The sequence below is a fragment of the Streptomyces sp. NPDC006743 genome, from assembly GCF_040703815.1.
Classification (GTDB): domain Bacteria; phylum Actinomycetota; class Actinomycetes; order Streptomycetales; family Streptomycetaceae; genus Streptomyces.
In genome coordinates, this window is sequence record NZ_JBEYJA010000014.1 from 21,624 (window position 1) to 44,725 (window position 23,102).

General features: G+C 72.9%; 22 protein-coding genes and 1 pseudogene. 12 read left to right on the forward strand and 11 right to left on the reverse strand.

All coding sequences use genetic code 11. From position 1 onward, the window contains the following. Window positions 1–148: 148 nt before the first annotated feature. The 4 genes from ABZ719_RS14505 (at window position 149) to ABZ719_RS14520 (ending at window position 3,759) form a co-directional block, all read left to right on the forward strand. Window positions 149–1,051 carry an ABC transporter ATP-binding protein gene (locus tag ABZ719_RS14505; protein WP_366725531.1) on the forward strand — a complete coding sequence of 301 codons (903 nt, stop codon included), beginning with the start codon at window positions 149–151 and terminating at the stop codon, window positions 1,049–1,051. Further along, entirely contained in the window at window positions 1,048–1,797 is a 750-nt protein-coding gene (locus tag ABZ719_RS14510) for an ABC transporter permease (RefSeq protein ID WP_366725532.1), read from the forward strand. The genes ABZ719_RS14505 and ABZ719_RS14510 overlap by 4 nt, the downstream gene beginning before the upstream one ends. 62 nt (window positions 1,798–1,859) lie before the next feature. Next, on the forward strand, window positions 1,860–3,128 hold the full coding sequence (locus ABZ719_RS14515; protein WP_366725533.1) for a sensor histidine kinase: 1,269 nt from the start codon (window positions 1,860–1,862) through the stop codon (window positions 3,126–3,128). Then, entirely contained in the window at window positions 3,118–3,759 is a 642-nt protein-coding gene (locus ABZ719_RS14520; RefSeq protein WP_366725534.1) for a response regulator transcription factor, read from the forward strand. The genes ABZ719_RS14515 and ABZ719_RS14520 overlap by 11 nt, the downstream gene beginning before the upstream one ends. Window positions 3,760–3,777: 18 nt before the next feature. Here the strand turns inward: ABZ719_RS14520 and ABZ719_RS14525 are convergent, their stop codons facing one another. The 3 genes from ABZ719_RS14525 to glgX all read right to left on the reverse strand — a co-directional run bounded on the left by ABZ719_RS14525 (window position 3,778) and on the right by glgX (window position 7,792). Further along, window positions 3,778–4,824, reverse strand: a complete 1,047-nt coding sequence (locus ABZ719_RS14525; RefSeq protein WP_366725535.1) for a medium chain dehydrogenase/reductase family protein — start codon at window positions 4,822–4,824, stop codon at window positions 3,778–3,780. 123 nt (window positions 4,825–4,947) lie between these two features. Next, window positions 4,948–5,514 (reverse strand): TetR/AcrR family transcriptional regulator, encoded by a 567-nt coding sequence (locus tag ABZ719_RS14530; protein WP_366725536.1) that lies wholly within the window; start codon window positions 5,512–5,514, stop codon window positions 4,948–4,950. A 97-nt stretch (window positions 5,515–5,611) separates the two neighbouring features. Next, the gene (gene glgX, locus ABZ719_RS14535; protein WP_366725645.1) at window positions 5,612–7,792 is read right to left on the reverse strand and encodes a glycogen debranching protein GlgX; all 2,181 of its coding nucleotides are present in this window, start codon (window positions 7,790–7,792) and stop codon (window positions 5,612–5,614) included. 335 nt (window positions 7,793–8,127) lie between these two features. Here glgX and ABZ719_RS14540 point away from each other — a divergent pair, with 335 nt between their 5' ends. The 6 genes from ABZ719_RS14540 to ABZ719_RS14565 all read left to right on the forward strand — a co-directional run bounded on the left by ABZ719_RS14540 (window position 8,128) and on the right by ABZ719_RS14565 (window position 14,930). Continuing rightward, window positions 8,128–9,348, forward strand: coding sequence for an Ig-like domain-containing protein (locus tag ABZ719_RS14540; RefSeq protein ID WP_366725537.1), 1,221 nt, complete (start codon window positions 8,128–8,130; stop codon window positions 9,346–9,348). Window positions 9,349–9,756: 408 nt separating this feature from the next. Then, a complete protein-coding gene (locus ABZ719_RS14545; RefSeq protein ID WP_366725538.1) occupies window positions 9,757–10,935 on the forward strand; it encodes an Ig-like domain-containing protein in 1,179 nt (392 codons plus the stop codon). A gap of 141 nt (window positions 10,936–11,076) precedes the next feature. After that, window positions 11,077–11,844 carry an enoyl-CoA hydratase/isomerase family protein gene (locus ABZ719_RS14550; protein WP_366725539.1) on the forward strand — a complete coding sequence of 256 codons (768 nt, stop codon included), beginning with the start codon at window positions 11,077–11,079 and terminating at the stop codon, window positions 11,842–11,844. A gap of 138 nt (window positions 11,845–11,982) precedes the next feature. Next, a complete protein-coding gene (locus ABZ719_RS14555) occupies window positions 11,983–12,591 on the forward strand; it encodes an ATP-binding protein (protein ID WP_366725540.1) in 609 nt (202 codons plus the stop codon). A 276-nt stretch (window positions 12,592–12,867) separates the two neighbouring features. After that, window positions 12,868–13,728, forward strand: a complete 861-nt coding sequence (locus ABZ719_RS14560; protein ID WP_366725541.1) for a polysaccharide deacetylase family protein — start codon at window positions 12,868–12,870, stop codon at window positions 13,726–13,728. Further along, complete coding sequence (locus ABZ719_RS14565; RefSeq protein WP_366725542.1) at window positions 13,728–14,930, forward strand: hypothetical protein; 1,203 nt, start codon at window positions 13,728–13,730, stop codon at window positions 14,928–14,930. Before ABZ719_RS14560 ends, ABZ719_RS14565 begins: the two co-directional genes overlap by 1 nt. On the opposite strand, the gene ABZ719_RS14570 is transcribed toward ABZ719_RS14565, so the two are convergent. Next, window positions 14,897–15,571 carry a GNAT family N-acetyltransferase gene (locus ABZ719_RS14570; RefSeq protein WP_366725543.1) on the reverse strand — a complete coding sequence of 225 codons (675 nt, stop codon included), beginning with the start codon at window positions 15,569–15,571 and terminating at the stop codon, window positions 14,897–14,899. The genes ABZ719_RS14565 and ABZ719_RS14570 overlap by 34 nt on opposite strands. 159 nt (window positions 15,572–15,730) lie before the next feature. Between ABZ719_RS14570 and ABZ719_RS14575 the strand changes: the two genes are divergently transcribed. Then, a complete protein-coding gene (locus ABZ719_RS14575; RefSeq protein ID WP_366725544.1) occupies window positions 15,731–15,943 on the forward strand; it encodes an EF-hand domain-containing protein in 213 nt (70 codons plus the stop codon). 184 nt (window positions 15,944–16,127) lie between these two features. Then, window positions 16,128–16,811, forward strand: a pseudogene (locus ABZ719_RS14580) (NAD(P)-binding domain-containing protein); the annotation flags it as partial. A gap of 21 nt (window positions 16,812–16,832) precedes the next feature. Here the strand turns inward: ABZ719_RS14580 and ABZ719_RS14585 are convergent. The 7 genes from ABZ719_RS14585 to gcvT all read right to left on the reverse strand — a co-directional run bounded on the left by ABZ719_RS14585 (window position 16,833) and on the right by gcvT (window position 22,905). Continuing rightward, a complete protein-coding gene (locus ABZ719_RS14585) occupies window positions 16,833–17,387 on the reverse strand; it encodes a GH25 family lysozyme (RefSeq protein WP_366725545.1) in 555 nt (184 codons plus the stop codon). 335 nt (window positions 17,388–17,722) lie between these two features. After that, a complete protein-coding gene (locus ABZ719_RS14590; RefSeq protein WP_366725546.1) occupies window positions 17,723–18,142 on the reverse strand; it encodes a PIN domain nuclease in 420 nt (139 codons plus the stop codon). Then, window positions 18,142–18,384, reverse strand: a complete 243-nt coding sequence (locus ABZ719_RS14595; protein ID WP_293996899.1) for a type II toxin-antitoxin system VapB family antitoxin — start codon at window positions 18,382–18,384, stop codon at window positions 18,142–18,144. Before ABZ719_RS14595 ends, ABZ719_RS14590 begins: the two co-directional genes overlap by 1 nt. Before the next feature lie 171 nt (window positions 18,385–18,555). Further along, complete coding sequence (locus tag ABZ719_RS14600) at window positions 18,556–19,923, reverse strand: L-serine ammonia-lyase (RefSeq protein ID WP_366725547.1); 1,368 nt, start codon at window positions 19,921–19,923, stop codon at window positions 18,556–18,558. A 96-nt stretch (window positions 19,924–20,019) separates the two neighbouring features. Further along, window positions 20,020–21,282: a serine hydroxymethyltransferase gene (glyA, locus tag ABZ719_RS14605; protein ID WP_366725548.1), complete on the reverse strand. Its 1,263-nt coding sequence runs from the start codon at window positions 21,280–21,282 to the stop codon at window positions 20,020–20,022. 17 nt (window positions 21,283–21,299) lie between these two features. Continuing rightward, on the reverse strand, window positions 21,300–21,674 hold the full coding sequence (gcvH, locus tag ABZ719_RS14610; RefSeq protein WP_037858140.1) for a glycine cleavage system protein GcvH: 375 nt from the start codon (window positions 21,672–21,674) through the stop codon (window positions 21,300–21,302). A gap of 109 nt (window positions 21,675–21,783) precedes the next feature. Then, window positions 21,784–22,905, reverse strand: a complete 1,122-nt coding sequence (gene gcvT, locus ABZ719_RS14615) for a glycine cleavage system aminomethyltransferase GcvT (protein WP_366725549.1) — start codon at window positions 22,903–22,905, stop codon at window positions 21,784–21,786. Between the last annotated feature and the right edge of the window lie 197 nt (window positions 22,906–23,102).

The window sequence follows — 23,102 nt, forward strand, 5'->3', positions numbered from 1 at the left end:
GCACCGGCCCGCCCCCGGCCCCGGACTTCGCCCGGTCGGCCGACCCCGCCCGCCGTCCGGTCGTAGCGCCGCATCAACCGATCGGCCGATGCCGCTTCGAGCGCGTCGGGCGATGTGCGCGGATGCCGCCGGCCGGGACCCTGATGCCATGTCCGTCATCGAAGTCAGCGAACTGCGCAAGTCCTACGCCGGCCGGGCCGTCGTCGACGGCGTCTCCTTCGCCGTCGAGGAAGGTGAGATCTTCGGGATCCTCGGCCCGAACGGCGCCGGGAAGACCACCACGGTGGAGTGCGTCGAGGGACTGCGCGTGCCCGACGCGGGCCGGGTCCGGGTCACCGGGCTCGACCCGGTCACCGACCACGAGGAGGTCGCCCGCGTCCTCGGCGCGCAGCTCCAGCAGAGCGAGCTGCAGCCCAAGCTCACCGTCCGCGAGGCGCTGGAGCTGTACGCCTCCTTCTATCCGCACCCGGCCGACTGGCGCCCGCTCGCCGAGCGCCTCGGCCTCACCGGCAGGCTCACCACCCGCTTCGCCAAGCTGTCCGGCGGCCAGAAGCAGCGCCTGTTCATCGCGCTCGCCCTGGTCGGCAACCCCCGGGTCGTCGTCCTGGACGAGCTGACCACCGGGCTCGACCCGCGCGCCCGCCGCGACACCTGGCAGCTCATCGAGGACGTCCGCGCGGCCGGCGTCACCGTCCTGCTGGTGACGCACTTCATGGAGGAGGCGCAGCGGCTGTGCGACCGGATCGCCGTGATCGACCAGGGCCGGATCGCCGCCCTGGACACCCCGCAGGGGCTGATCCGGCGCTCGGCGGGCGCCACCGTCATCAGCTTCACCCCCTCCGCGCCGCTGGACGAGGGTGAGCTGAACGCGCTGCCCGACCTGGCGTCGGTGACCTCCAGGGACGGCCGGATCACGCTGTCCGGCACCGACACCACCGTCAACGCCGTCATCACCCTGCTCGCCCGCCACCACATCACCGCCCACCAACTGCGCGTCAGCGACGCCACGCTCGACGACGCGTTCCTGGACCTGACGGAGGCCGCCGTATGAGCAGCGCCCTTGTGAACCCGGCCGTGCTGCGCACCGAGATCCGCCTGTTCCGCCGCGAGCCCGGCGCGATCTTCTGGATCCTGCTGTTCCCGTCCCTGCTGCTGGCGATCCTCGGATCCGTCCCGTCCTTCCGGGAGCACGACAGCGGGCTCGGCGGGCTGCGGCTCATCGACGTCTACGTGCCCGTCGCGGTGCTGCTCGGCATGATCCTCGGCGGGCTGCAGGCCATGCCGCAGGTCCTCACCGGCTACCGCGAGCGCGGCATCCTGCGCCGGATGTCCGCCAGTCCGGTCCGGCCGGTCGTCCTGCTCTCGGCGCACATGGTGCTCTTCGCGGGCGCCGCGCTGGTGTCGGCCCTGCTCGCCCTGTCCGTCGGCCGCCTCGCCTTCGGCGTACGCCTGCCCGAGCAGCCCTTCGGCTACGCGCTCGCGCTGCTGCTGGCCGTGTGCGCCGCCCTCGCGCTGGGTTCGGTCGTCTCCGCGCTGTCGCGCACCACGAAGATCGCCGGCGCGATCGGCGGCGCCGTCGTCTTCCCGATGATGTTCTGCGCGGGCCTGTGGGCGCCGGTGCAGTCCATGCCGCACGTGCTCGCCCGGATCGTCGGGTGCACCCCCTTCGGGGCCGCCGCGCAGGCCCTGAACCAGGCCGCCGCCGGTCACTGGCCGGGCTGGGCCCACCTGGGCGTGCTGGTGGCCTGGACGGTGCTGCTCACCGCCGGCGCCGCCCGCTGGTTCCGCTGGGAGTGACCTCACTCATGCCCGACGCCGGGGCCGTGCCCGCGAGAGGGGCCGTGCCGGACACTGGGGCCATGCCGGACACCACAGCCACGCCGACCGCCGAGTGGAGACAGCCCCGGGCCTCCTTCGACACCTGGGGGCCCTACGCGCTGCTCGTCGTGGCCGTGCTCACGGCGGCGGGCTCGGCCGTCGCGGTCGGCATGAGCCGGGGCGAGATCGCCGCCGCCGTCGTCCTCGTGCTCGTCGCGCTCGTCCTCCAGGCGGGATGGTCGCGCTGGGCCCGCCGGCGGCCGATGCCGGGGCGGGGGAGCGCCTGCTTCTACTTCGCGCGCTGGACCCTGGGCTTCGTCCTGACCTGGCTCAACCCGTTCTTCGCCTTCTACGCCGTGGCCGGCTACTACACCGCGGCCCGGCACCTGCCGCGCCGGCTGGTGCTGCCCGGCCTGTGCCTGACCGCCGTCACCATGGCCGGCAGCGAGATCGGCGGGATGCCGCCGCACGGCCTGGTCCTCTGGTTCGGCTTCGTCGTGGTGCTCGGCGCCAACGCCGGCCTGGTCCTCGTGTTCACCCGGTACGCCGACCAGGAGCAGGCACGCGCCCGCACCCAGGCCGCCAGCATCTGCGAACTGGAGCGCACCAACACGGCGTTGCAGCAGGCCCTCGACGAGAACGCCGCGCTGCACGCCCAGCTCCTGCTCCAGGCCCGCGAGGCCGGTGTCGCCGACGAGCGCCGGCGCCTGGCCGCCGAGATCCACGACACCCTCGCCCAGGGGCTGACCGGCATCATCGCCCAGCTCCAGGTGGTGTCCGCCGCACCGGACGAGGCGACGGCCCGCGAGCACGTGGGCCGCGCCATGGACCTGGCCCGGCACAGCCTGGGCGAGGCCCGCCGCTCGGTGCACAACCTCGCCCCGGTGGACCTGGCGGACGCCGGGCTGCCGGAGGCGCTGAAGAGCACCGTCGCCCAGTGGGGCGAACGCACCGGGACCCGGGCCGACTTCACCGTGACCGGCACCGCCCTGCCGCTGCACGACGAGGTCTCGGCGACGCTGCTGCGCATCGCCCAGGAGGCCCTGTCCAACGCCGCCCGGCACGCCCGCTGCTCCCGGGTCGGCGTCACCCTGTCCTTCATGGGCGACGTGGTCTCCCTGGACATCCGCGACGACGGCCGGGGCTTCGACCCGCTCGCCGTGCCCGCCCGCACCCGCGCCGGGGGGTTCGGCCTGGACGGCATGCGCGCCCGCGCCGAACGCATCGCGGGCTCCCTGACGGTCGAGTCCGAGCCCGGCCACGGTACGGCGGTCTCGGCTCGCGTACCTTTGGTGGGCGATGACCGATGACACGCCCATCTCCCTGCTGATCGTCGACGACCACCCCGTCGTACGGGACGGTCTGCGCGGCATGTTCGAGGCCGCGCCCGGGTTCACCGTGCTCGGCGAGGCGTCCGGCGGTGCCGAGGCGGTGGAGAAGGCCGCCGCGCTCGACCCGGACGTCGTCCTCATGGACCTGCGGATGCCGGGCGGCTCGGGCGTGGACGCGATCCGGGAGCTGACGCGCCGCCGCGCCCGCGCGAAGGTGCTCGTGCTGACGACGTACGACACCGACTCCGACACGCTGCCCGCGATCGAGGCGGGCGCCACCGGCTACCTGCTCAAGGACGCCCCGCGCGAGGAGCTGTTCACCGCGGTACGGGCCGCCGCCGAGGGCCGTACCGTGCTCTCGCCGGCCGTCGCCTCCCGTCTGGTCTCCGCGGTCCGCGCCCCCGCCGCGGGCAGCGAACCGCTCTCCGCCCGCGAGCGCGAGGTGCTGGGCCTGGTCGCCCGGGGCACCTCCAACCGGGAGATCGCCCGGGAGCTGTTCATCAGCGAGGCCACGGTGAAGACCCACCTCACCCATCTGTACGCCAAGCTCGGCGTCAAGGACCGGGCAGCGGCCGTCGCGGCGGCCTACGACCGGGGGATCCTCGGCTGACCGGCCCCGGGGCACGGGTCAGCCGACGGCGGGGGCGCCCGGCGCGATGACGACCTTGCCGACCACGGACCCGGACTCGGCGTACCGCAGGGCCTCGGCGGCCTGGGCGAGCGGGTAGACGCGGTCGATCCTGGCCGTCAGCGCCCCGGAGCGCAGCAGCGCGAAGACCTGGGCGAGATCCTCGCGCAGCAGCGCCCGGAAGCGCTCGGGGCGCCTGGCCCGGCCGGCCCACAGGTTGAAGAAGTGGGCGCGGCGGCCGTTGGGCAGCGCGTTCCACAGGAGCAGCCGGCCCACCAGCGCGAGGACCGGGACCCTGCCGTTCCCGGGCGCGTCGCGGGTGGCGGCGCTGCCGTAGGAGACGAGCGTGCCGCCGGGGGCGAGCATCCGCCAGGAGTCCTTGATGCCCGGGCCGCCGACGTGGTCGAAGACGGCGGCCACGCCGTGCGGGGCGAGGGCGCGGACCTGGGCGGGCACGTCGCGGCGGTAGTCGACGGGGAGGGCGCCCATCGCGCGGACGGCTTCCTGGTGGCGGGCGGAGGCGGTGCCGATGACCCGCACCCCGTGGGCGCGGGCGAGCTGGACCAGGACGCTGCCGACACCGCCGTTGGCGCCGTGCACCACGACGGTCTCGCCCGGCCGCACGCGGGCGCTGCGGTGCAGCATGCGCCAGGCGGTGGCGCCGTTGGTCACCAGCGTCTCGGCCTCGGCCGCGCCCACGCCGTCGGGGACCGGGACGAGGTCGGCGGCCTCCAGCAGCGCGTGGTCGGCCCAGCCGCCGGTCTTGGTCAGCGCGGCCACCCGCTGTCCCGGCGCGGGGGACGGCCGGCCCGGTACGGGCTCGCCGACGGCCTCGACGACGCCGACGAGGTCGTAGCCGGGGACGAAGGGGAAGGCCGGCATGTCGTAGTACTTGCCGCGGCGCATCTGCTGCTCCGCGAAGGTCACGCCGCTGGCCTCGACGCGGACCAGGGCCTGGCCGGGCCCCGGCTCGGGCAGGTCGCGCACCCGGGTCCGCAGGGTCTCGGGCTCCCCGGGGGCGGGGAGGACGATCTCGGTGACACGCATGGCTGCTCCTTCTCTGCTATGAGTGGTTGACCACTCACTAAAAGATTCCGGAAAAGGGCGGCTGCCGGGCCGGTGGCGGGCCCGTCGGCCGCCCGTTGAGGGGCGAGGGGGTGGAAGCGGGGGTCAGTAGTGCCGGATGCCCGTGGCCAGTGTCCGGGTCCAGGGCGCGTCGACGGAGTCGGCGTCGAGCGACACCAGCAGGTGGCACAGCATGCCGACGGCGAAGAAGTGCTGGACCTGCTCCTCGCCGCCCCCCGAGGCGCCGCGGACGTACTCGACCGTGCGGGCGTACCCCGCGCGCACGGCCTCGCGGACGGCGGGCTCGGAGACCGCCGCCGCCTGGGCGTGCAGCTGGACCAGCATCAGGTCGTTGTCGCTGATCAGTCTCGCGTAGGCGTCCCCCATGGCGGACAGGACCGCCTCCGGTGTGCTGCCCGCGGCCTGGGCGGCGCCCTCCTCCAGGGCCGCCCGCACCCGCACGAAGCAGCGCTCGACGACCGCGGTGAACAGGGCCTCCTTGGTGGGGAAGAGCCGGTAGACGTACGCCTGGGAGATGCCGGCCGCCCTGGCCACCTCATTCGTGGTGGTGCCGAAGTAGCCCTTGGCCGCGAAGGTGCCGACGGCGGTGTCCAGGACCGTCTCGCGGCGCTCCTCGGCGGTGGACAGCTTGCGGGGCCGTTCCGTTTTCATATGTGTAGTCAACCACTCACACTTTCCGCCGTCAATCCGTCGATCCGTCAACCCGTCCACCCGTCGATCTCCTGGACCCGTCGCCCCCTCGCGGATTTCAGCCGGCCACCCTCAGCAGCAGCACCGTGCGCCCCGGCACGGTGACCGCCGTCCCTGCGGGGTGGGTCCCGCCGGGCGCCCCGGCCTGGTCCTCGCGGCCGGTGTCGACCACCACCTCGTAGCGCTCCGCCCACGGCGGCCCCGGCAGGACGAAGTCCACCGGCCCCTCCCCGGCGTGCAGCACGGCAAGGAAGCTGTCGTCGAGGACCGGCGCGCCGCGCTCGTCCCGGCCCGGGATGTCCCTGCCGGACAGGTACATGCCCACCGTGGCGGCGGGCGCGTACCAGTCGCCCTCCGTCATCTCGGTGCCGCGCGCGGTGAACCAGGCCAGGTCCCGCAGTCCGTCCGCCGAGTGTGCGAGCCCGGAGAAGAACGCCCGGCGGCGCAGCACGGGGTGCCGGTGGCGCAGCGCGATCAGCCGGGACGTCAGCTCGAACAGCGCCTTCCAGCCCGGGTCGTCGAGCAGGCTCCAGTCCAGCCAGCCGATCTCGTTGTCCTGGCAGTAGGCGTTGTTGTTGCCGCGCTGGGTGCGGCCCATCTCGTCGCCCGCGACCAGCATCGGCACGCCCGTGGACAGCAGCAGTGTGGTCAGCAGGTTCCGCAGCTGCCTGCGCCGCAGCGCCCGGATCCGCTCGTCGTCGCTCTCGCCCTCCGCGCCGCAGTTCCAGGAGCGGTTGTCGTCCGAGCCGTCCCGGTTGCCCTCGCCGTTGGCCTCGTTGTGCTTGCGGTCGTAACTCACCAGGTCGCGCAGGGTGAAGCCGTCGTGCGCGGTGACGAAGTTGACGGACGCGTAGGGGCGCCGCCCGCCCCATGCGTACAGGTCGCTGGAGCCGGACAGCCGGTAGCCCATCTCCCGCACGTCCGGCAGCGCGTGGCGCCAGAAGTCCCGTACGGCGTCGCGGTAGCGGTCGTTCCACTCCGCCCACAGCGGCGGGAAGGCGCCCACCTGGTAGCCGCCCGAACCGATGTCCCACGGCTCGGCGATCAGTTTGACCCGGCGCAGCACCGGGTCCTGCGCGATGACGGCGAGGAACGGGGAGAGCATGTCGACGTCGTGCAGCGAACGGGCCAGCGCCGCCGCCAGGTCGAAGCGGAAGCCGTCCACGCCCATCTCGGTCACCCAGTAGCGCAGCGAGTCGGTGATCAGCCGCAGCACGTGCGGCTGGACGACGTTCAGGGTGTTGCCGCAGCCGGTGTAGTCGGCGTACCGGCGGGCGTCGGGCGCGAGGCGGTAGTAGCGCTGGTTGTCGATGCCCTTCAGGGACAGGGTGGGACCGTACTCGCCCGCCTCGGCGGTGTGGTTGTAGACCACGTCCAGGACGACCTCGATGCCGGCCGCGTGCAGCGCGCGCACCATCCGCTTGAACTCGCCCACCTGCTGCCCGGCGGTGCCGGAGGCGGCGTAGGCGGCGTGCGGGGCGAAGTAGCCGATCGAGTTGTAGCCCCAGTGGTTGCGCAGGCCGCGGCGCAGCAGGTGGTCCTCGTGGGCGAACTGGTGCACCGGCAGCAGCTCCACCGCAGTCACCCCCAGCTTCACCAGGTGCTCGATCGCCGCCGGGTGGGCGAGACCGGCGTAGGTGCCCCGCAGCTCCTCGGGGATGCCCGGGTGCAGCTTGGTGAAGCCGCGCACGTGCAGCTCGTAGATGACCGAGTCCGCCCAGGGCGTCTTGGGGCGCCGGTCGTCCGACCAGTCGTCGTCGTCCTGGACTACCACGCCCTTGGGGACGAAGGGCGCCGAGTCGCGGTCGTCGCGCACGGTGTCGGCGACGTGCTGCTCCGGCCAGTCCCGTACGTGCCCGTAGACCTCCGGGGGCAGCGCGAACTCGCCGTCCACCGCGCGCGCGTACGGGTCGAGCAGCAGCTTCGCCGGGTTCCAGCGGGCGCCGGTCCACGGGTCCCAGCGGCCGTGCACCCGGAAGCCGTAGCGCCGGCCCGGCAGCACACCGGGGACGAAGCCGTGCCAGATCTCGTGCGTCAGCTCGGTCAGGCGGGCCCGGGTCTCCCGGCCGGCCTCGTCGAACAGACAGACGTCGACCGCTTCCGCACCGCCAGCCCACAGGGCGAAGTTCGTCCCCGCCACCCCGTCCGGACCCACCCGGAAGCGGGCGCCCAGGGGCGTGGGCGCGCCCGGCCACACGGGCTCGGCGGGCGGCGGCGCGGCGCGCCGCGCCCCGGTCACGACACCGGAGGGACGCGCGCCCTCACCGGCGCGCCCGGCATCACCGGAGTGCCCGTCGACACCGGTGCGCCCGGCGTCACCCGTGCGCCCGATGTCACCCGTGCGCCCGTTCCCGGTGGCGCGCCCGCCCGCCACCGCCTCCCGCTCGGCTGCGCTGGACACCTGGTCGGCCCCTTTTTTTCGGTTTCTCCGGCTGGTGCGGCTCGTTCGGCTCCGGTCCGTCTCCGCGGCTTCCTCCCGGCGCGGCTTCCGGGCGCATGCTCCTCCTGACTGTTCTGCCCAGCGCTCGGCTCGCACTCACGTTTCCCGGGAGCGGGCCGGTCGTTGGGCAGCTCGTGAGGCACGTACAACGGCGCGCACGGCGCGCGGGGGCCGCGCTGGCCGCCGTACTGACATGGGCAGGCCTGCTGGCCGGGGCCACCGGCTGCACCACCGGCGGGCCGGGCGGGGCCCTGGGCGGACCCGCGGCGGCGGCGAACGCGGTCCGGATCTCGCCGGACGACGGCAGCCAGGGCGTGCGGCCGGGCACGAGACTGCGGGTGCGGGCGGGCACCGGGCACCTGGAGTCCGTCAAGGTCGTCCGGTCCCAGGACGCGCAGGACACACCGGTCACCGGCCGTCTCTCCCACGACGGCCGCACCTGGCGGCCCGACGACGACAGGCTCGCCCTCGCCGCCCGGTACACGGTCGACGCCGTGGCCGTCGACGGCGAGGGGCACCGCTGGGCCCGGCACGCCGGCTTCACCACCTACGTCCCCGAGGAGCGCTTCATCGGCTACGTCACTCCGGAGGACCGGGCGGTGGTCGGCACCGGGATGATCGTCTCCCTGGCGTTCAGCCGGGAGATCGCCGACCGCGCCGCCGTCCAGCGCGCCGTCCGGGTCACCTCGCGGCCGCCGGTGGAGATCCGGCCGCACTGGTTCGGCAGGGACCGGCTGGACTTCCGTCCCGAGCACTACTGGACGCCGGGCACCCGGGTCACCGTCGACCTGCGGCTCAGGGACGTCCAGGCGGCCCCCGGCGTCTACGGGCTCCAGCACAAGTCCTTCTCCTTCACGGTCGGCCGCAGCCAGGTCTCCCTGGTCGACGCCGCCGAGCACACCATGCAGGTGCGCCGCGACGGCGAGCTGCTCGCGACCGTCCCCATCACCGCCGGGGCGCCGCGGCACACCACCTACAACGGGAAGATGGTGGTGATGGAGATGCAGGAGGTCACCCGGATGAACAGCCGGACGGTCGGCTTCGGCGGCGAGTACGACATCCCCGACGTCCCGCACGCCATGCGGCTCACCAACTCCGGCACCTTCCTGCACGGCAACTACTGGTCGGTGCCCGAGCCGTTCGGGCGGGCCAACGTCAGCCACGGCTGCGTGGGCCTGAAGGACGTCAAGGGCGGCGGCTCCGACACCCCCGCGGGCTGGTTCTTCGACCGCAGCCTCGTCGGTGACGTGGTGGAGATCGTCCACAGCCAGGACAGGACCGTGGGCGCGGACAACGGGCTCGGCGGCTGGAACATGAACTGGCACGACTGGAAGGCGGGCGGCGCGGTCAAGTGACCGGGCCGGGTGGGGCGGAGCCGTCCGTCCGCCGGGCGGAGCCCTGCGCCGTGCGGAGCCGTCCACCCGGCGGAGCCGTCCACCGTCCGGGGCGAAGGCCGCCGGCCGGGACGGGGTGCGAAGGTCCCGGTGGAGGCGGGCGCGAAGTCCCGGGGGAGGTGAGGGACGAGGCCGGTCGACGACCGTTTCCCGTGGCTGTCGAACTTGGGACGCAACAGTGACAATTGCCTGACATCTGGCCCCTGACCTTGTGGTTACTATGCGCGAGTGTGCGCGGTGAGCGCTGGGGCTCGGGGCTGGCTGACCGGCCCGGGGGAGGAGACAGAGTTGAACATGCGGGCGATTTCGGGGGCGTCGGTGGGGCCGGGCCGGCGGCGGGGCCCGGGGGGACGCCGGGGGACCAGGGGGATGCTGGCGCTGGTCTCCGGCGCGCTGGTCCTCGCGGTCAGCGCCTGCGGCGGGGGCGACTCCGGCACCGAGAGCGGGCAGGGCGGGGGCAAGGACTCCGGCGCCGCCGGGAGCAAGCAGTCGCAGGCGGTCCTCTCCATCGCCCCGAAGGACGGCGCGACCTCCGTGGACACCAGCGGCGCCCTGAAGGTCGGCGCGAGCAAGGGCACGCTCACCCAGGTCGTCGTCAAGGACGCCAAGGGCGCGCAGATACCGGGGAAGATAACCGGCGGCGGCACCACCTGGACGCCGTCCACCCACCTGGCCGCCTCGACCAGGTACACGGTCCACGCCGTCGCCAAGGACTCCGACGGCCGCCAGGCGGCCCAGGACTCCAGCTTCACCACGCTGACGCCGAAGAACACCTTCATCGGCAGCTTCACACCCGAGGACGGCTCCACCGTCGGGGTCGGAATGCCGTTCTCCGTCAACTTCACCCGGGGCATCACGCACCCGGACGCCGTCGAGAAGGCCATCGAGATCAAGACCGAACCGGCCGTCGACGTCGAGGGGCACTGGTTCGGCAACGACCGGCTCGACTTCCGCCCGGAGCACTACTGGAAGGCCGGCACCAAGGTCACCGTCAAGCTCAGTCTCGACGGCGTGGAGGGCCGCCCCGGCGTCTACGGCAAGCAGAGCAAGACCGTCTCCTTCACCATCGGCCGCAACCAGGTGTCCGTCGTGGACGCCAAGAAGCACACGATGAAGGTCACGCAGGACGGGAAGACGGTCAAGACCCTCCCGGTCACCACCGGCAAGCCCGGCTACGACACCTGGAACGGCCGGATGGTCATCAGCGAGAAGCTCTCGGTGACCCGGATGAACGGCGAGACCGTCGGCTACGGCGGCGAGTACGACATCAAGGACGTCCCGCACGCCATCCGGCTGACCACCTCCGGCACCTTCGCCCACGGCAACTACTGGGGCGGCGACGCCTTCGGCAACTACAACGCCAGCCACGGCTGCATCGGCCTGCGCGACGTGCGCGGCGGCTACGACAGCTCCACGCCGGCCGCCTGGTTCTTCAACCACTCGCTGATCGGCGACGTGGTCCTCGTCAAGAACGCCCACGAGAAGACCGTCGCCCCGGACAACGGCCTCAACGGCTGGAACATGTCCTGGCAGGAGTGGAAGTCGTAAGGACGGGCACCCCGCGCCCCCTCGGCGGGGCGCGGCACCTGCCGGCCGCGGGTGCGCGCACCGGTGCCGCCCGCCCGCGCCGGTGCGGCCCGGCACGCACCGGTGCTGCCTCCCGCGTGAACGACCGCTAACCTGCGGGGCATGACCGTATCTCTGGAAGTCGCCGAGGGCGTCGGCACGCTGCGCCTGGACCGCCCGCCCATGAACGCGCTCGACGTCGCCACGCAGGACCGGCTCAAGGAACTCGCCGAGGAGGCCACGCGCCGCGCGGACGTGCGCGCCGTGGTGATCTACGGCGGCGAGAAGGTGTTCGCGGCCGGCGCGGACATCAAGGAGATGCAGGTGATGGACCACGCGGCGATGGTGCTGCGGGCCCGCGCCCTGCAGGACTCCTTCACCGCCGTGGCCCGCATCCCCAAGCCGGTGGTCGCCGCGGTCACCGGCTACGCGCTGGGCGGCGGCTGCGAGCTGGCGCTCTGCGCGGACTACCGGATCGCCGCCGACAACGCCAAGCTGGGCCAGCCGGAGATCCTGCTCGGCCTGATCCCGGGCGCGGGCGGCACCCAGCGGCTGTCCCGGCTGATCGGCCCCTCCAAGGCCAAGGACCTCATCTTCACCGGCCGCCAGGTCAAGGCCGACGAGGCCCTCGCCCTCGGCCTGGTGGACCGGGTCGTCCCGGCCGCCGAGGTCTACGAGGCCGCGCACGCCTGGGCGGCGAGGCTCGCCCGGGGGCCGGCGATCGCGCTGCGCGCGGCCAAGGAGGCGATCGACACCGGTCTGGAGACCGACATCGACACCGGGCTCGCCGTCGAGCGGAACTGGTTCGCGGGGCTGTTCGCCACCGAGGACCGCGAGCGCGGCATGCGCAGCTTCGTGGAGGAGGGCCCCGGGAAGGCCGAGTTCGTCTGAGGTCCCCGCTCGCGGGTCGCTCGATGGGGCGTTCAGGGAAGCCCCGAGGCGTGCCGGAGCGTGCGGTGCGAAGGCGGCGGGCATCCGCCGCCGACCGGGCCGTTCGTGCAGGCCGGCCCGGCCGCGACCGCATCCGAAATGCCTGTGGCATATGCCGTTTCGGGGGTGCGGGACGGAGGCGTTCAAGGGGCGCATTCCGCCGGAACGGCCCCGGAGGGCGCCGCGGACGGCCATGATGGGGGCATGGCGGGGCTGGAGGGCATCGAGCAGCCGCGGGGACAGGGACATGCGGCCGTACCGCGCTGGTCGCCCGCGGTCGAGGACGAACGGGCCCTGGCCGCCGTGGAGTTGTACGGAAATCCCACCGAGTCGGAGGTGCAGCTGCCGTCCCGCCCCGAGTCGGCCGCCAGCGCGCGCCGGCTGGTGCAGGTCGTCGTCCTGCGCCAGTGGGGGCTGTCCCCGAAACTCGCCGAGGACGCGGTCCTGCTCGTCTCGGAACTCGTGGGCAACGCCGTACGGCACACCGGCGCCCGCGCCTTCGGCCTCCGCATGCGCCGCCGCACCGGCCGCATCCGCATCGAGGTCCGCGACCCCTCCCGCGGGCTGCCGTGCCTGATGCCCGTCCAGGACCTCGACCTCAGCGGCCGGGGCCTGTTCCTGGTCGACAAGCTCTCCGACCGCTGGGGCGTGGACCTGCTCCCGCGCGGCAAGACGACCTGGTTCGAGATGAGGGCCGCGGACCGCTGAGCCGGTGGGCGCCCGGGGACAGGGACACGATGCCCGCCGCCCGGCCGGTCCTGCCCGGGCGCTCCGTCCGAGGGCCGCCGTCCGGGCGGCCCCGCCCCGCGTTCGCGGCTCACGGCACCATGACGTCCGCCGTCCGGCCTGGTCCTGCCCCGGGTCAGCGCGACCGCCCCCGGCCCCGCCCGCACCCCGACTCGCCGCCGGCCGCGGGCGCCTGACCGACGCTCACCCGGCGGGTACCCGTGTGAATCGCCCGTTTTCTTACTTTGCGCCCCTTAAATGGTGCGGGTGACCACCACCGACCGTCGTGGCGTGCTGCGGGCCGGTGCCGGACTCGTCGCCGGGGGCGCGCTCGCCGCCGGGTGCGCGTCCACCGGTACCGCCCCGCACTCCGCCGCGTCCGACGCCCCGCCCGGGGCCTCCGCCTCCGCCTCCACCTCCACCTCCGCCTCCGCCGGAGCCGGTTCCGGCTCCTCGCCGACCGCCGCGCACACCTCCGCCGCGCCCCGCGCCGCCCCCGCCCCCCGTTCCTTCTTGGGGCAGCCCGCCCAGATCAGCCACGGCCCGCGCGACAAGCCCCGCGTCGCCCTCACCTTCCACGGCCAGGGCGATCCGGCGCTCGCCCGCACCCTGCTCTCCGCGGCCGAGGAACACGGAGCCCGGGTGACCGTGCTCGCCGTCGGCACCTGGCTCGACGCCCACCCGGAGATGGCCCGCCGGATCCTCGACGGGGGACACGACCTCGGCAACCACACCCAGCACCACCTGTCCGTCAACGACATGCCGGAGGCCCAGGCCCGGGCGGAGATCACCGCCTGCGCGGACCGCCTGAAGCGGCTCACCGGATCGATCGGCACCTGGTTCCGCCCGTCCCGCGCCCTCACCGCCTCCCCGCTGGTCGAACGGCTCGCCCGCACCGCGGGCTACCCGCACGTGCTCTCCTACGACGTCGACTCGCTCGACTACACCTCGCCCGGTGCCGCCGCGGTCACCCGCAACGTGCTGGACCGGGTCCGCGACGGATCCGTGGTGAGCCTGCACTTCGGACACCCCGGCACGGCCACCGCCCTTCCCGCCCTCCTCGCCGAACTCGGCCGCCGCGGTCTGCGCGCGGTCACCACCACGGAGCTGCTGAGCTGATGCGTCCCAGTCCTACGTCCGTCTCCCGCCTGGCCCGCACCCTCGCCGCCGGCGCGGCCTGCGCCGCACTGGCCGCGCTGTCCGCGTGCAGCGGCGGGGACTCCGCCCCGCACCCCACCGGCGAAGCCCTCGCCAGCAAGGCGCCCGCCCGGCCCCGGCAGCAGGCCCTCGACGCCCTGCCGGGCATGCCGCCCGTCCTCGACCCGAAGGACGTCTACGCCGCCGACCGCCCGGGCCGGCTCTCCGACACCGTCAAGGACTTCCCCTCGCGGGTCTACGTCCCCAACACCAACTCCAACACGGTCACCGTCATCGACCCCGGGACGTACAAGGTCATGGAGACCATTCCGGTCGGCCGCCAGCCGCAGCACGTCGTGCCGTCCTGGGACCTGAAGACGCTGTGGGTCAACAACGACCTCGGCAACTCGCTGACCCCCATCGACCCGAGGACCGGCAAGGCCGGCAAACCGGTCGACGTGCACGACCCGTACAACCTGTACTTCACGCCGGACGGCAGGTACGCCGTCGTGATGGCCTCCAAGGACCGCCAGCTCGTCTTCCGCGACGCGCACACCATGGAGCGGGTCAAGACCGTCCCGGTCGGCTGCGCCGGGGTCAACCACGCCGACTTCTCCGCCGACGGCCGCTACTTCATCGTCTCCTGCGAGTTCAGCGGCGAACTCCTCAAGGTCGACACGGCCGCGATGAAGGTCGTCGGACAGCAGAAGCTCGCCTTCCGCGGGGCGATGCCGCAGGACGTGAAGATGTCACCGGACGGCAAGCGGTTCTACGTGGCCGACATGGTGGCGAACGGTCTGTGGATCCTGGACGGCGGCACGTTCGGCAAGCCGGAGTTCCTGTACACCGGCAAGGGCGCCCACGGCCTCTACGTCAGCCGCGACTCCCGCCGGATGTACGTCTCCAACCGGGGGGAGGGCACCATCTCGGTCTACGACTTCGCCCAGCACAAGCTGACCGGGAAGTGGCGCCTGCCGCACGGCGGCAGCCCCGACATGGGCGGTGTCTCCGCCGACGGCAAGGTGCTCTGGCTGTCGGGCCGCTACAACTCCGAGGTGTACGCCATCGACACCGGCACCGGCCGGCAGCTCGCCCGCATCAAGGTCGGCAGCGGCCCGCACGGCCTCGCCGTCTACCCGCAGCCGGGCCGCTACTCGCTCGGCCACACCGGCGTCTTCCGCTGAACGCCCCCGGCACCGAGCAGCAGCGCCTCCGCCCCCACGGGCCGGTAACCGGCCGCCAGGAACGCCCGCGCGCTGCGGGCGTTCCCGGGCGCCACCTGCGCCCACACGCTCTGTCCGGCGAGATGCCGGGCGGCCAGCGCGAGTGCCCGCCCCAGCCCCCGGTGCCGTACGTCCTCGTCCACCTCGACCGCCGCCTCCAGGCGCCCGGCGACACCGTGCCCGAGCACCAGCACACCGCCCCCGGCCGCCCACGCGCGCACGCCGTCGCGCCGGCCTCGCGCGTACGCCACCCGGGCGTGCGCGCCGCCGGTGATCTCCTTGAGGGCCAGCGGCGGCGGCCCCGGCAGCGGGGCGGCGACGCAGAGCGTGTCGACCGTGTCGTGCGTCCGGCCCGTACGGTCCATGAACGCGGCGAGGAAGCGCGGGTTCAGCGGCGCCGCCAGGGGGTCGCAGCCGATCCCGCGCAGCGTCTCGTGCACCCAGCGGGGGTCCTCGTCCGTGAACACCACCGAGTGCGCGGTGAAGGCGATGACCCCCGCGTCCCGGCCGCAGGGCTGCGCCACCACGGTCGTACGGCCGTCGGGTGCCGGGAACACGTCGCGTGCCGCCGCCTCCAGAATGCCCCGCAAGGTGTCCGTCACCGCATCCGCCTCCGCCCCGTCCCTGCCCCCGGGCCCCGCCGGCCCCGGGCGCAGCCTCGCAGACCCGGGCGATGACCGCACCGGGAGCACGGGCCGTTAATCTGACCTGCGTCAGTACGACAGCAAGACAGACCTGAAGCGACACAGAGGGGCGGACCGGTGGCGGACATCGACGAGGCACGCGAGCAGTTCAAGCGGATCGATGCGGACGGTGACGGATACATCACCGCTGCCGAGTTCAAGTCCGCCCTCGCGCAGGGAGGCGACTGGAACGTCACCGACACGGTGGCGGAGGCGATCATCAAGCAGCGGGACCTCGACGGCGACAAGGTCCTGTCCTTCGACGAGTTCTGGGACTACCTGAACAAGTGACGCCCGCGCGAGGGGCGTCCGGTGGCCCGCCACCGGGCGCCCCTTCTCCGTGCCCCGGCCCCCGCGCCGCGCCGCCCACCCGTTCGGCGCAGGTCCGGAATAGCCCGCGCCGGTCCGGGGTTGGTGGTGCCTTGCACACGCTGTACGGCACGGACACGACACCACCGGCACCGACCGCCGGACCCCCAAAAGAGCGAGGCGAACTGAGATGAAGATCGGCATCATCGGCGCGGGCAACATCGGCGGCAACCTCACCCGGCGGCTCACCGCCCTCGGACACGAGGTGTCCGTCGCGAACTCGCGCGGCCCGCAGACCCTCACCGCGCTGGCCGAGGAGACCGGCGCGACACCCGTGCGGGTCGAGGAGGCGGCGCGCGGCGCCGAGGTCGTCGTGATCACCGTCCCGCTCAAGGCGGTCCCTGACCTGCCCTCCGGCCTGCTGGAGGGAGCGGCGGACGGCGCCGTCGTGATCGACACCGGCAACTACTACCCGCAGCGCGACGGCAGGATCGCGGCCATCGAGGACGAGGGCCTCACCGAGAGCCGCTGGACCTCGCAGCACCTGGGCCACCCCGTGGTCAAGGCCTTCAACGGCACCTACGCGCAGGACCTCCTGGACCGGCCCCGCCCGGCCGGCGACCCCGGCCGCCTCGCGCTGCCGGTCGCCGGCGACGACCCGGCGGCCAAGGCGAAGGTGCGGGCGCTGATCGAGGAACTGGGCTTCGACACGGTGGACTCCGGCACGATCGACGACTCCTGGCGCCAGCAGCCCGGCACCCCGGTCTACGGGCTGCAGGAGGGTGTCGACGCCGTCACCGAGGCCCTGGCGGAGGCGACCCCCGAGCGCCCGGCGGACTTCCGGGCCTGACGGCCGCCGCCGGGCTGCCCGTCACACCGTGGCCCACTCGCGCAGCGCCGCCGCACTGGAGAAGTTCGCCACGTTCTTGTCGTGGGGATCGTCGGTGTACTGGTGGAACCGCCACTTGGCCTTGATGCGGGGGTGGCCGGCGGAGACGTAGTCGGCGATCCACAGGCCGTCCCCGGCGTAGGAGGTGGTGTCGACGCTCAGCCAGAAGTGGCGGTTGGTGTAGAGCAGCACCCGGTTGTGCGGGCGCAGATGCTTCACCTTGCGGATGAAGGCGTCCTTCTCCGCGTTGGAGGCGTGGGTGCCCTCGCCGGTGGACTCCCAGTCGACGGCGAGGACGTCGCCCCGCTTCTCCGGGGCGTGGGAGACGAAGTACTCGGCCTGGGCCGTGATGTTGCCGGGCCACAGGAAGTGGTAGAAGCCGACGACCAGATGGGCGTCACGGCCGTGCTTGGCCTGGGCGGCGAGCCTGGAGTTGACGTACGAACGGCCCTCCGTCGCCTTGATGAAGACGAAGGAGAGGCCGTCCGTGCCGTAGGTGGAGGACTGGTACGCGCTCACGTCGATGCCGTGCAGCATGCAAACTCCCTGAAGGACCGTGGGGGGAGGAGTCGTCGGTTGAGTTCTGCCCCACTTCGCCACGCTCGATCCCTCCGGCGCGTTCGCACATCAGCCCGGCCGTGGCACGGGCGCACGGCGGGGGCGCCGGGGCGCTCAGCACTCGATGATGTTCACCGCGAGCCCGCTCTCCAGCACGCAGCGTAGGGCGTCCTCATGGCCGGTCAGTATGGGCGGGACTGGGTCGGCGGGCGGTGGCCCGGCGTCCGGGTCTTCGGCACTCACACGTTCGCCGGTGTCGAGGCCGACACGCTCCCTGCGGGAGTCGGCGGTCTCCAGTGCGCTCTCAGTATCGTTCAGCGGTCGGCGGTGCCTGGCGGCACGACCCACTCGGTGGGCTGGCCGGTGAGGGAAGCGATCATGTCGAAGTCGCCGTCGTAGTGGAGTACGGTCAGCCGGTTCAGCTCCGCGGTGGCGGCGATGAGGAGGTCGGGGAGTGACAGTGCCCGGTGGAAGCCCGCGTTGAGCGCGTGGCGCTGGACCTCCAGGGCGCGAGCGAAAGTGTGGTCGTCACTGCGCAGGTAGTCGAAGGCGTGGAGCCAGGTGCTGATTCGCGTTGCCTCGGCGGTGTCCCGGGCCGAGTGGATCATCTCGAACTCGGTGGGTTCGCAGACTGCGAGCAGGCAGCGTTCGTGGAGGGGCTTGAGCACCTCCTTGACGCCGGGTTTCGTCCAGCGTGCCAGAGCGGACTTGTCGATCAGGTAGCGGTCCTGCATCAGGCGGCTCGGCCGCCCTCGCGCTTGAGGGTTCCGTCGGCGTTCCGAGGGCCGGTGCTCTCGATGATCTCGCTGAAGTCGAAGTCGCCGGCGTCCATGGCGTCGAAGCCTTCCTGTCGCAGGTGCCGTTTGACGGCGTCCTCCATGGCGAGGCGTACGGCCTGGGCTTTTGTCTTGGTGCCGAAGATCCGCATGGCCTCGGCGACCATGGTCTCGTCGAGGTCGATCACTGTCCTTGCCATACCGGCCTCCTCACCTGAATACGAACCCCTAAATGATATCAGTTTTGCGCGGTAAGCGATATCGTGCGGTGTGCTCTGGCGTGGTCCCTCCTGGTGGCCGTGGAGCCTGGCCGGCGAGGAAGGCCCCGGCAGCGCTGAAAGACACGAACGCACTGGTCAGGGCCTACTTCCCTAGCACTCGATGATGTTCACCGCGAGCCCGCCGCGCGCCGTCTCCTTGTACTTCACCGACATGTCCGCGCCGGTGTCCTTCATCGTCTTGATGACCTTGTCCAGGGACACCTTGTGGGAGCCGTCGCCGCGCAGCGCCAGGCGGGCGGCGGTGACCGCCTTGACGGCGGCCATGCCGTTGCGCTCGATGCACGGGATCTGCACCAGGCCGCCCACCGGGTCGCAGGTCAGCCCGAGGTTGTGCTCCATGCCGATCTCGGCGGCGTTCTCGACCTGTTCGGGTGTGCCGCCCATCACCTCCGCGAGGGCGCCCGCCGCCATCGAGCAGGCCGAGCCGACCTCGCCCTGGCAGCCGACCTCGGCGCCGGAGATGGAGGCGTTCTCCTTGAACAGCATGCCGATCGCACCGGCGGCCAGCAGGAAGCGGACCACGCCCTCCTCGTCGGCGCCGGGCACGAAGTTGAGGTAGTAGTGCAGGACGGCGGGGATGATGCCGGCCGCGCCGTTGGTGGGGGCGGTCACCACCCGGCCGCCGGCCGCGTTCTCCTCGTTCACCGCCATCGCGTACAGGGTGATCCACTCCATGGAGCGGGCGGCGGCGTCGCCCTCGGCCCGCAGCTGGCGCGCGGTGATCGCGGCGCGGCGGCGCACCTTCAGGCCACCGGGCAGGATGCCCTCGCGGCTCATCCCGCGCTTCACGCACGCCTGCATCACCCGCCAGATCTCCAGCAGGCCGTCGTGGATCTCCTCCTCGGTGCGCCAGGCCCGCTCGTTCTCCAGCATCAGCGCGGAGATCGACAGGCCGGTCTCCCGGGTCAGGCGCAGCAGCTCGTCGCCCGTGCGGAAGGGGTACTTCAGGACCGTGTCGTCCAGCTTGATGCGGTCCGCTCCCACCGCGTCCTCGTCCACGACGAAGCCGCCGCCCACCGAGTAGTACGTCTTGGTGAGCAGCTCGGCGCCCGAGGCGTCGTACGCCCACAGCGCCATGCCGTTGGCGTGGTAGGGCAGGGCCTTGCGGCGGTGCAGCACCATGTCGTCGTCGAAGGAGAACGCGATCTCGTGCTCGCCCAGCAGGTTCAGGCGGCCGGCGTCCTTGATCCGCTCCACCCGCTCGTCCGCGGTCTCCACGTCCACCGTGCGCGGCGAGTCGCCCTCCAGGCCGAGCAGCACCGCCTTCGGCGTGCCGTGGCCGTGGCCGGTCGCGCCGAGGGAACCGTACAGCTCCGCGCGCAGCGACACGGTCCGCTCCAGCACCCCCTCGCTGCGCAGCCGGCGGGCGAACATGCGCGCCGCCCGCATCGGGCCGACCGTGTGGGAGCTGGAGGGGCCGATGCCGATCGAGAACAGGTCGAAGACCGAGATGGCCACGGGGACTCCTCAATGCGGGGTGGTGCGAGGGACGGGAAAAGGGGCGGGCAGCGCGCGGGCGCCGGGGTCACCGGCGCCCGCGGTGTTCCGGATGACTTACTTGTTCAGCCCCGCGTACAGCGGGTGCTTGTCGGCCAGGGCCTTCACCCGGGCCTTGAGCGCCTCGGCGTCGTAGGACGGCTTCAGCGCCTCGGCGATCACGTCCGCGACCTCGGTGAAGTCCTCGGCCGTGAAGCCGCGCGTCGCCAGCGCCGGGGTGCCGATGCGCAGCCCGGAGGTGACCATCGGGGGGCGCGGGTCGTTCGGGACCGCGTTGCGGTTGACCGTGATCCCGACCTCGTGGAGACGGTCCTCGGCCTGCCGGCCGTCCAGCTCCGAGTTCCGCAGGTCCACCAGGACCAGGTGCACGTCCGTGCCGCCCGACAGCACGTCCACACCGGCCGCCCTGGCGTCGTCCCGCACCAGGCGCTCGGCCAGGATGCGGGCGCCCTCCAGGGTACGCCGCTGGCGCTCCTTGAAGTCGTCGGAGGCGGCCACCTTGAAGGCCACCGCCTTCGCGGCGATCACGTGCTCCAGCGGACCGCCCTGCTGACCGGGGAAGACCGCCGAGTTGATCTTCTTGGCGAGTTCGGCCGTGGACAGGATCACACCGCCGCGCGGGCCGCCCAGCGTCTTGTGGGTGGTGGTGGTGACCACGTGGGCGTGCGGCACCGGGTTGGGGTGCAGGCCCGCGGCGACCAGACCGGCGAAGTGCGCCATGTCGACCATGAGGTACGCGCCGACCTCGTCCGCGATCCGGCGGAACGCGGCGAAGTCGAGCTGCCGCGGGTACGCCGACCAGCCGGCCACGATCAGCTTCGGCTTCTTCTCCTTGGCCAGCCGCTCGACCTCGGCCATGTCGACCAGGCCGTCCTCGCCCACGTGGTAGGCGACGACGTCGTAGAGCCTGCCGGAGAAGTTGATCTTCATGCCGTGGGTCAGGTGCCCGCCGTGCGCGAGGTTGAGGCCCATGATCGTGTCGCCCGGCTGGAGCAGGGCGAACATCGCGGCGGCGTTGGCCTGGGCGCCGGAGTGCGGCTGCACGTTGGCGTGCTCGGCGCCGAACAGCGCCTTGATCCGGTCGCTGGCGATCTGCTCGACCACGTCGACGTGCTCGCAGCCGCCGTAGTAGCGGCGGCCGGGGTAGCCCTCGGCGTACTTGTTGGTGAGGACCGAGCCCTGGGCCTCCATGACCGCGAGCGGGGCGAAGTTCTCCGAGGCGATCATCTCCAGCGTGGACTGCTGGCGGTGCAGCTCGGCGTCGACCGCGGCGGCGACGTCCGGGTCGAGTTCGTGCAGGGGGGTGTCGAGAACACTCATCGGGGTCCGTCCGCTCCTCAGCCGTTCTGGGCGGTGTACTCGTCGGCGGAGAGCAGGTCGGCCGGCTCCTCCGTCAGACGCACCTTGAACAGCCAGCCGCCCTCGAAGGGCGCGGAGTTCACCAGGGACGGGTCGTCCACCACGTCCTGGTTGATCTCGGTGATCTCACCGCTGACCGGGGAGTACAGGTCGGAGACCGACTTGGTCGACTCCAGCTCGCCGCAGGTCTCGCCCGCGGTCACCGTGGAGCCCACCGCCGGGAGGTCGGCGTAGACGACGTCACCGAGCGCGTTGGCCGCGAACTCCGTGATGCCGACCGTCGCGACGCCGTCCTCGGCGGGCGACAGCCACTCGTGCTCCTTGCTGTAGCGCAGCTGCTGGGGGTTGTTCATGGCCTGAATTCTCCTGTACGCGGGGGAGTGCTGGTGAATGAGGGACTGCGCGGGGCGTGCGTGACCGGGGCGGGGAGCCCCGCGTCACCCCTGACCGGTGACGTCGGGGTCACTTCCGCCGCTTGTAGAAGGGCAGCGCCACGACCTCGTAGGGCTCGTGGCTGCCCCGGATGTCCACGCCGACACCGGCGGTGCCCGGCGCGGCGTGCGCGGCGTCGACGTACGCCATGGCGATCGGCTTGCCCAGGGTGGGGGAGGGGGCGCCGGAGGTGACCTCACCGATCACCTCGCCGCCCGCGACGACGGCGTAGCCCGCGCGCGGGACACGGCGGCCCTCGGCGACCAGGCCGACCAGCACGCGTGGCGGGTTGTGCTCCGCGCGCCCGGCGGCGGCCAGCAGCGCCTCGCGGCCGACGAAGTCGCCCTCCTTCTCGAACTTGACCACCCGGCCTAGCCCCGCGTCGAACGGGGTCAGCGCCTCGGTCAGCTCGTGCCCGTACAGCGGCATGCCCGCCTCCAGGCGCAGCGTGTCGCGGCAGGACAGGCCGCAGGCGACCAGGCCGGCGCCCTCCCCGGCCTTCGTCAGCGCCTGCCACAGCTCCACCGCGTGCTCCGGCTTCACGAACAGCTCGAAGCCGTCCTCGCCGGTGTAGCCGGTGCGCGCGATCAGCGCGGGGACCCCGGCGACCGTGCCGGGCAGGCCGGCGTAGTACTTCAGGCCGCCCAGATCGGCGTCGGTGAGCGAGGCGAGGATGCCGGGGGACTCCGGGCCCTGCACGGCGAGCAGGGCGTACGCGTCGCGGTCGTCGCGGACCTCGGCCTCGAAGCCGGCCGCCCGCTCGGTGAGCGCGTCCAGCACCACCTGGGCGTTGGACGCGTTGGCCACGACCATGTACTCGGTGTCGGCCAGCCGGTAGACGATCAGGTCGTCCAGGATGCCGCCGTCCGCACGGCAGATCATGGTGTAGCGGGCCCGGCCGACGCCGACGGAGGCGATGTTGCCGACCAGGGCGTGGTTCAGCAGGGCGGCGGCCTGCGGGCCGGTCACGGTGATCTCGCCCATGTGGGACAGGTCGAAGAGACCGGCCCGCGTACGCACGGCGAGGTGCTCGTCGCGCTCGGAGCCGTAGCGCAGCGGCATGTCCCAGCCGGCGAAGTCGGTCATCGTCGCACCCAGCGAACGGTGCACCGCGTCCAGCGCGGTACGACGGAGCGGAGCGGAACTGCTCATCGGTCGGTCTCCAAGGCGATGGGGGTCCCCCCACCGCGCACGGGCTGGGCCGGGCGCGGGGACGGCGAGGACAGGTCGGGTGTCCTCCCCATCTGTCATCGGAACCTGAGAGGTTCGCCATGACCGCCGTCGGACGGACGGGCACGGCTTGCACCTTGGGTGGAGCCACTGCGGCAGCGGCCCGCTTTTCAGATGTG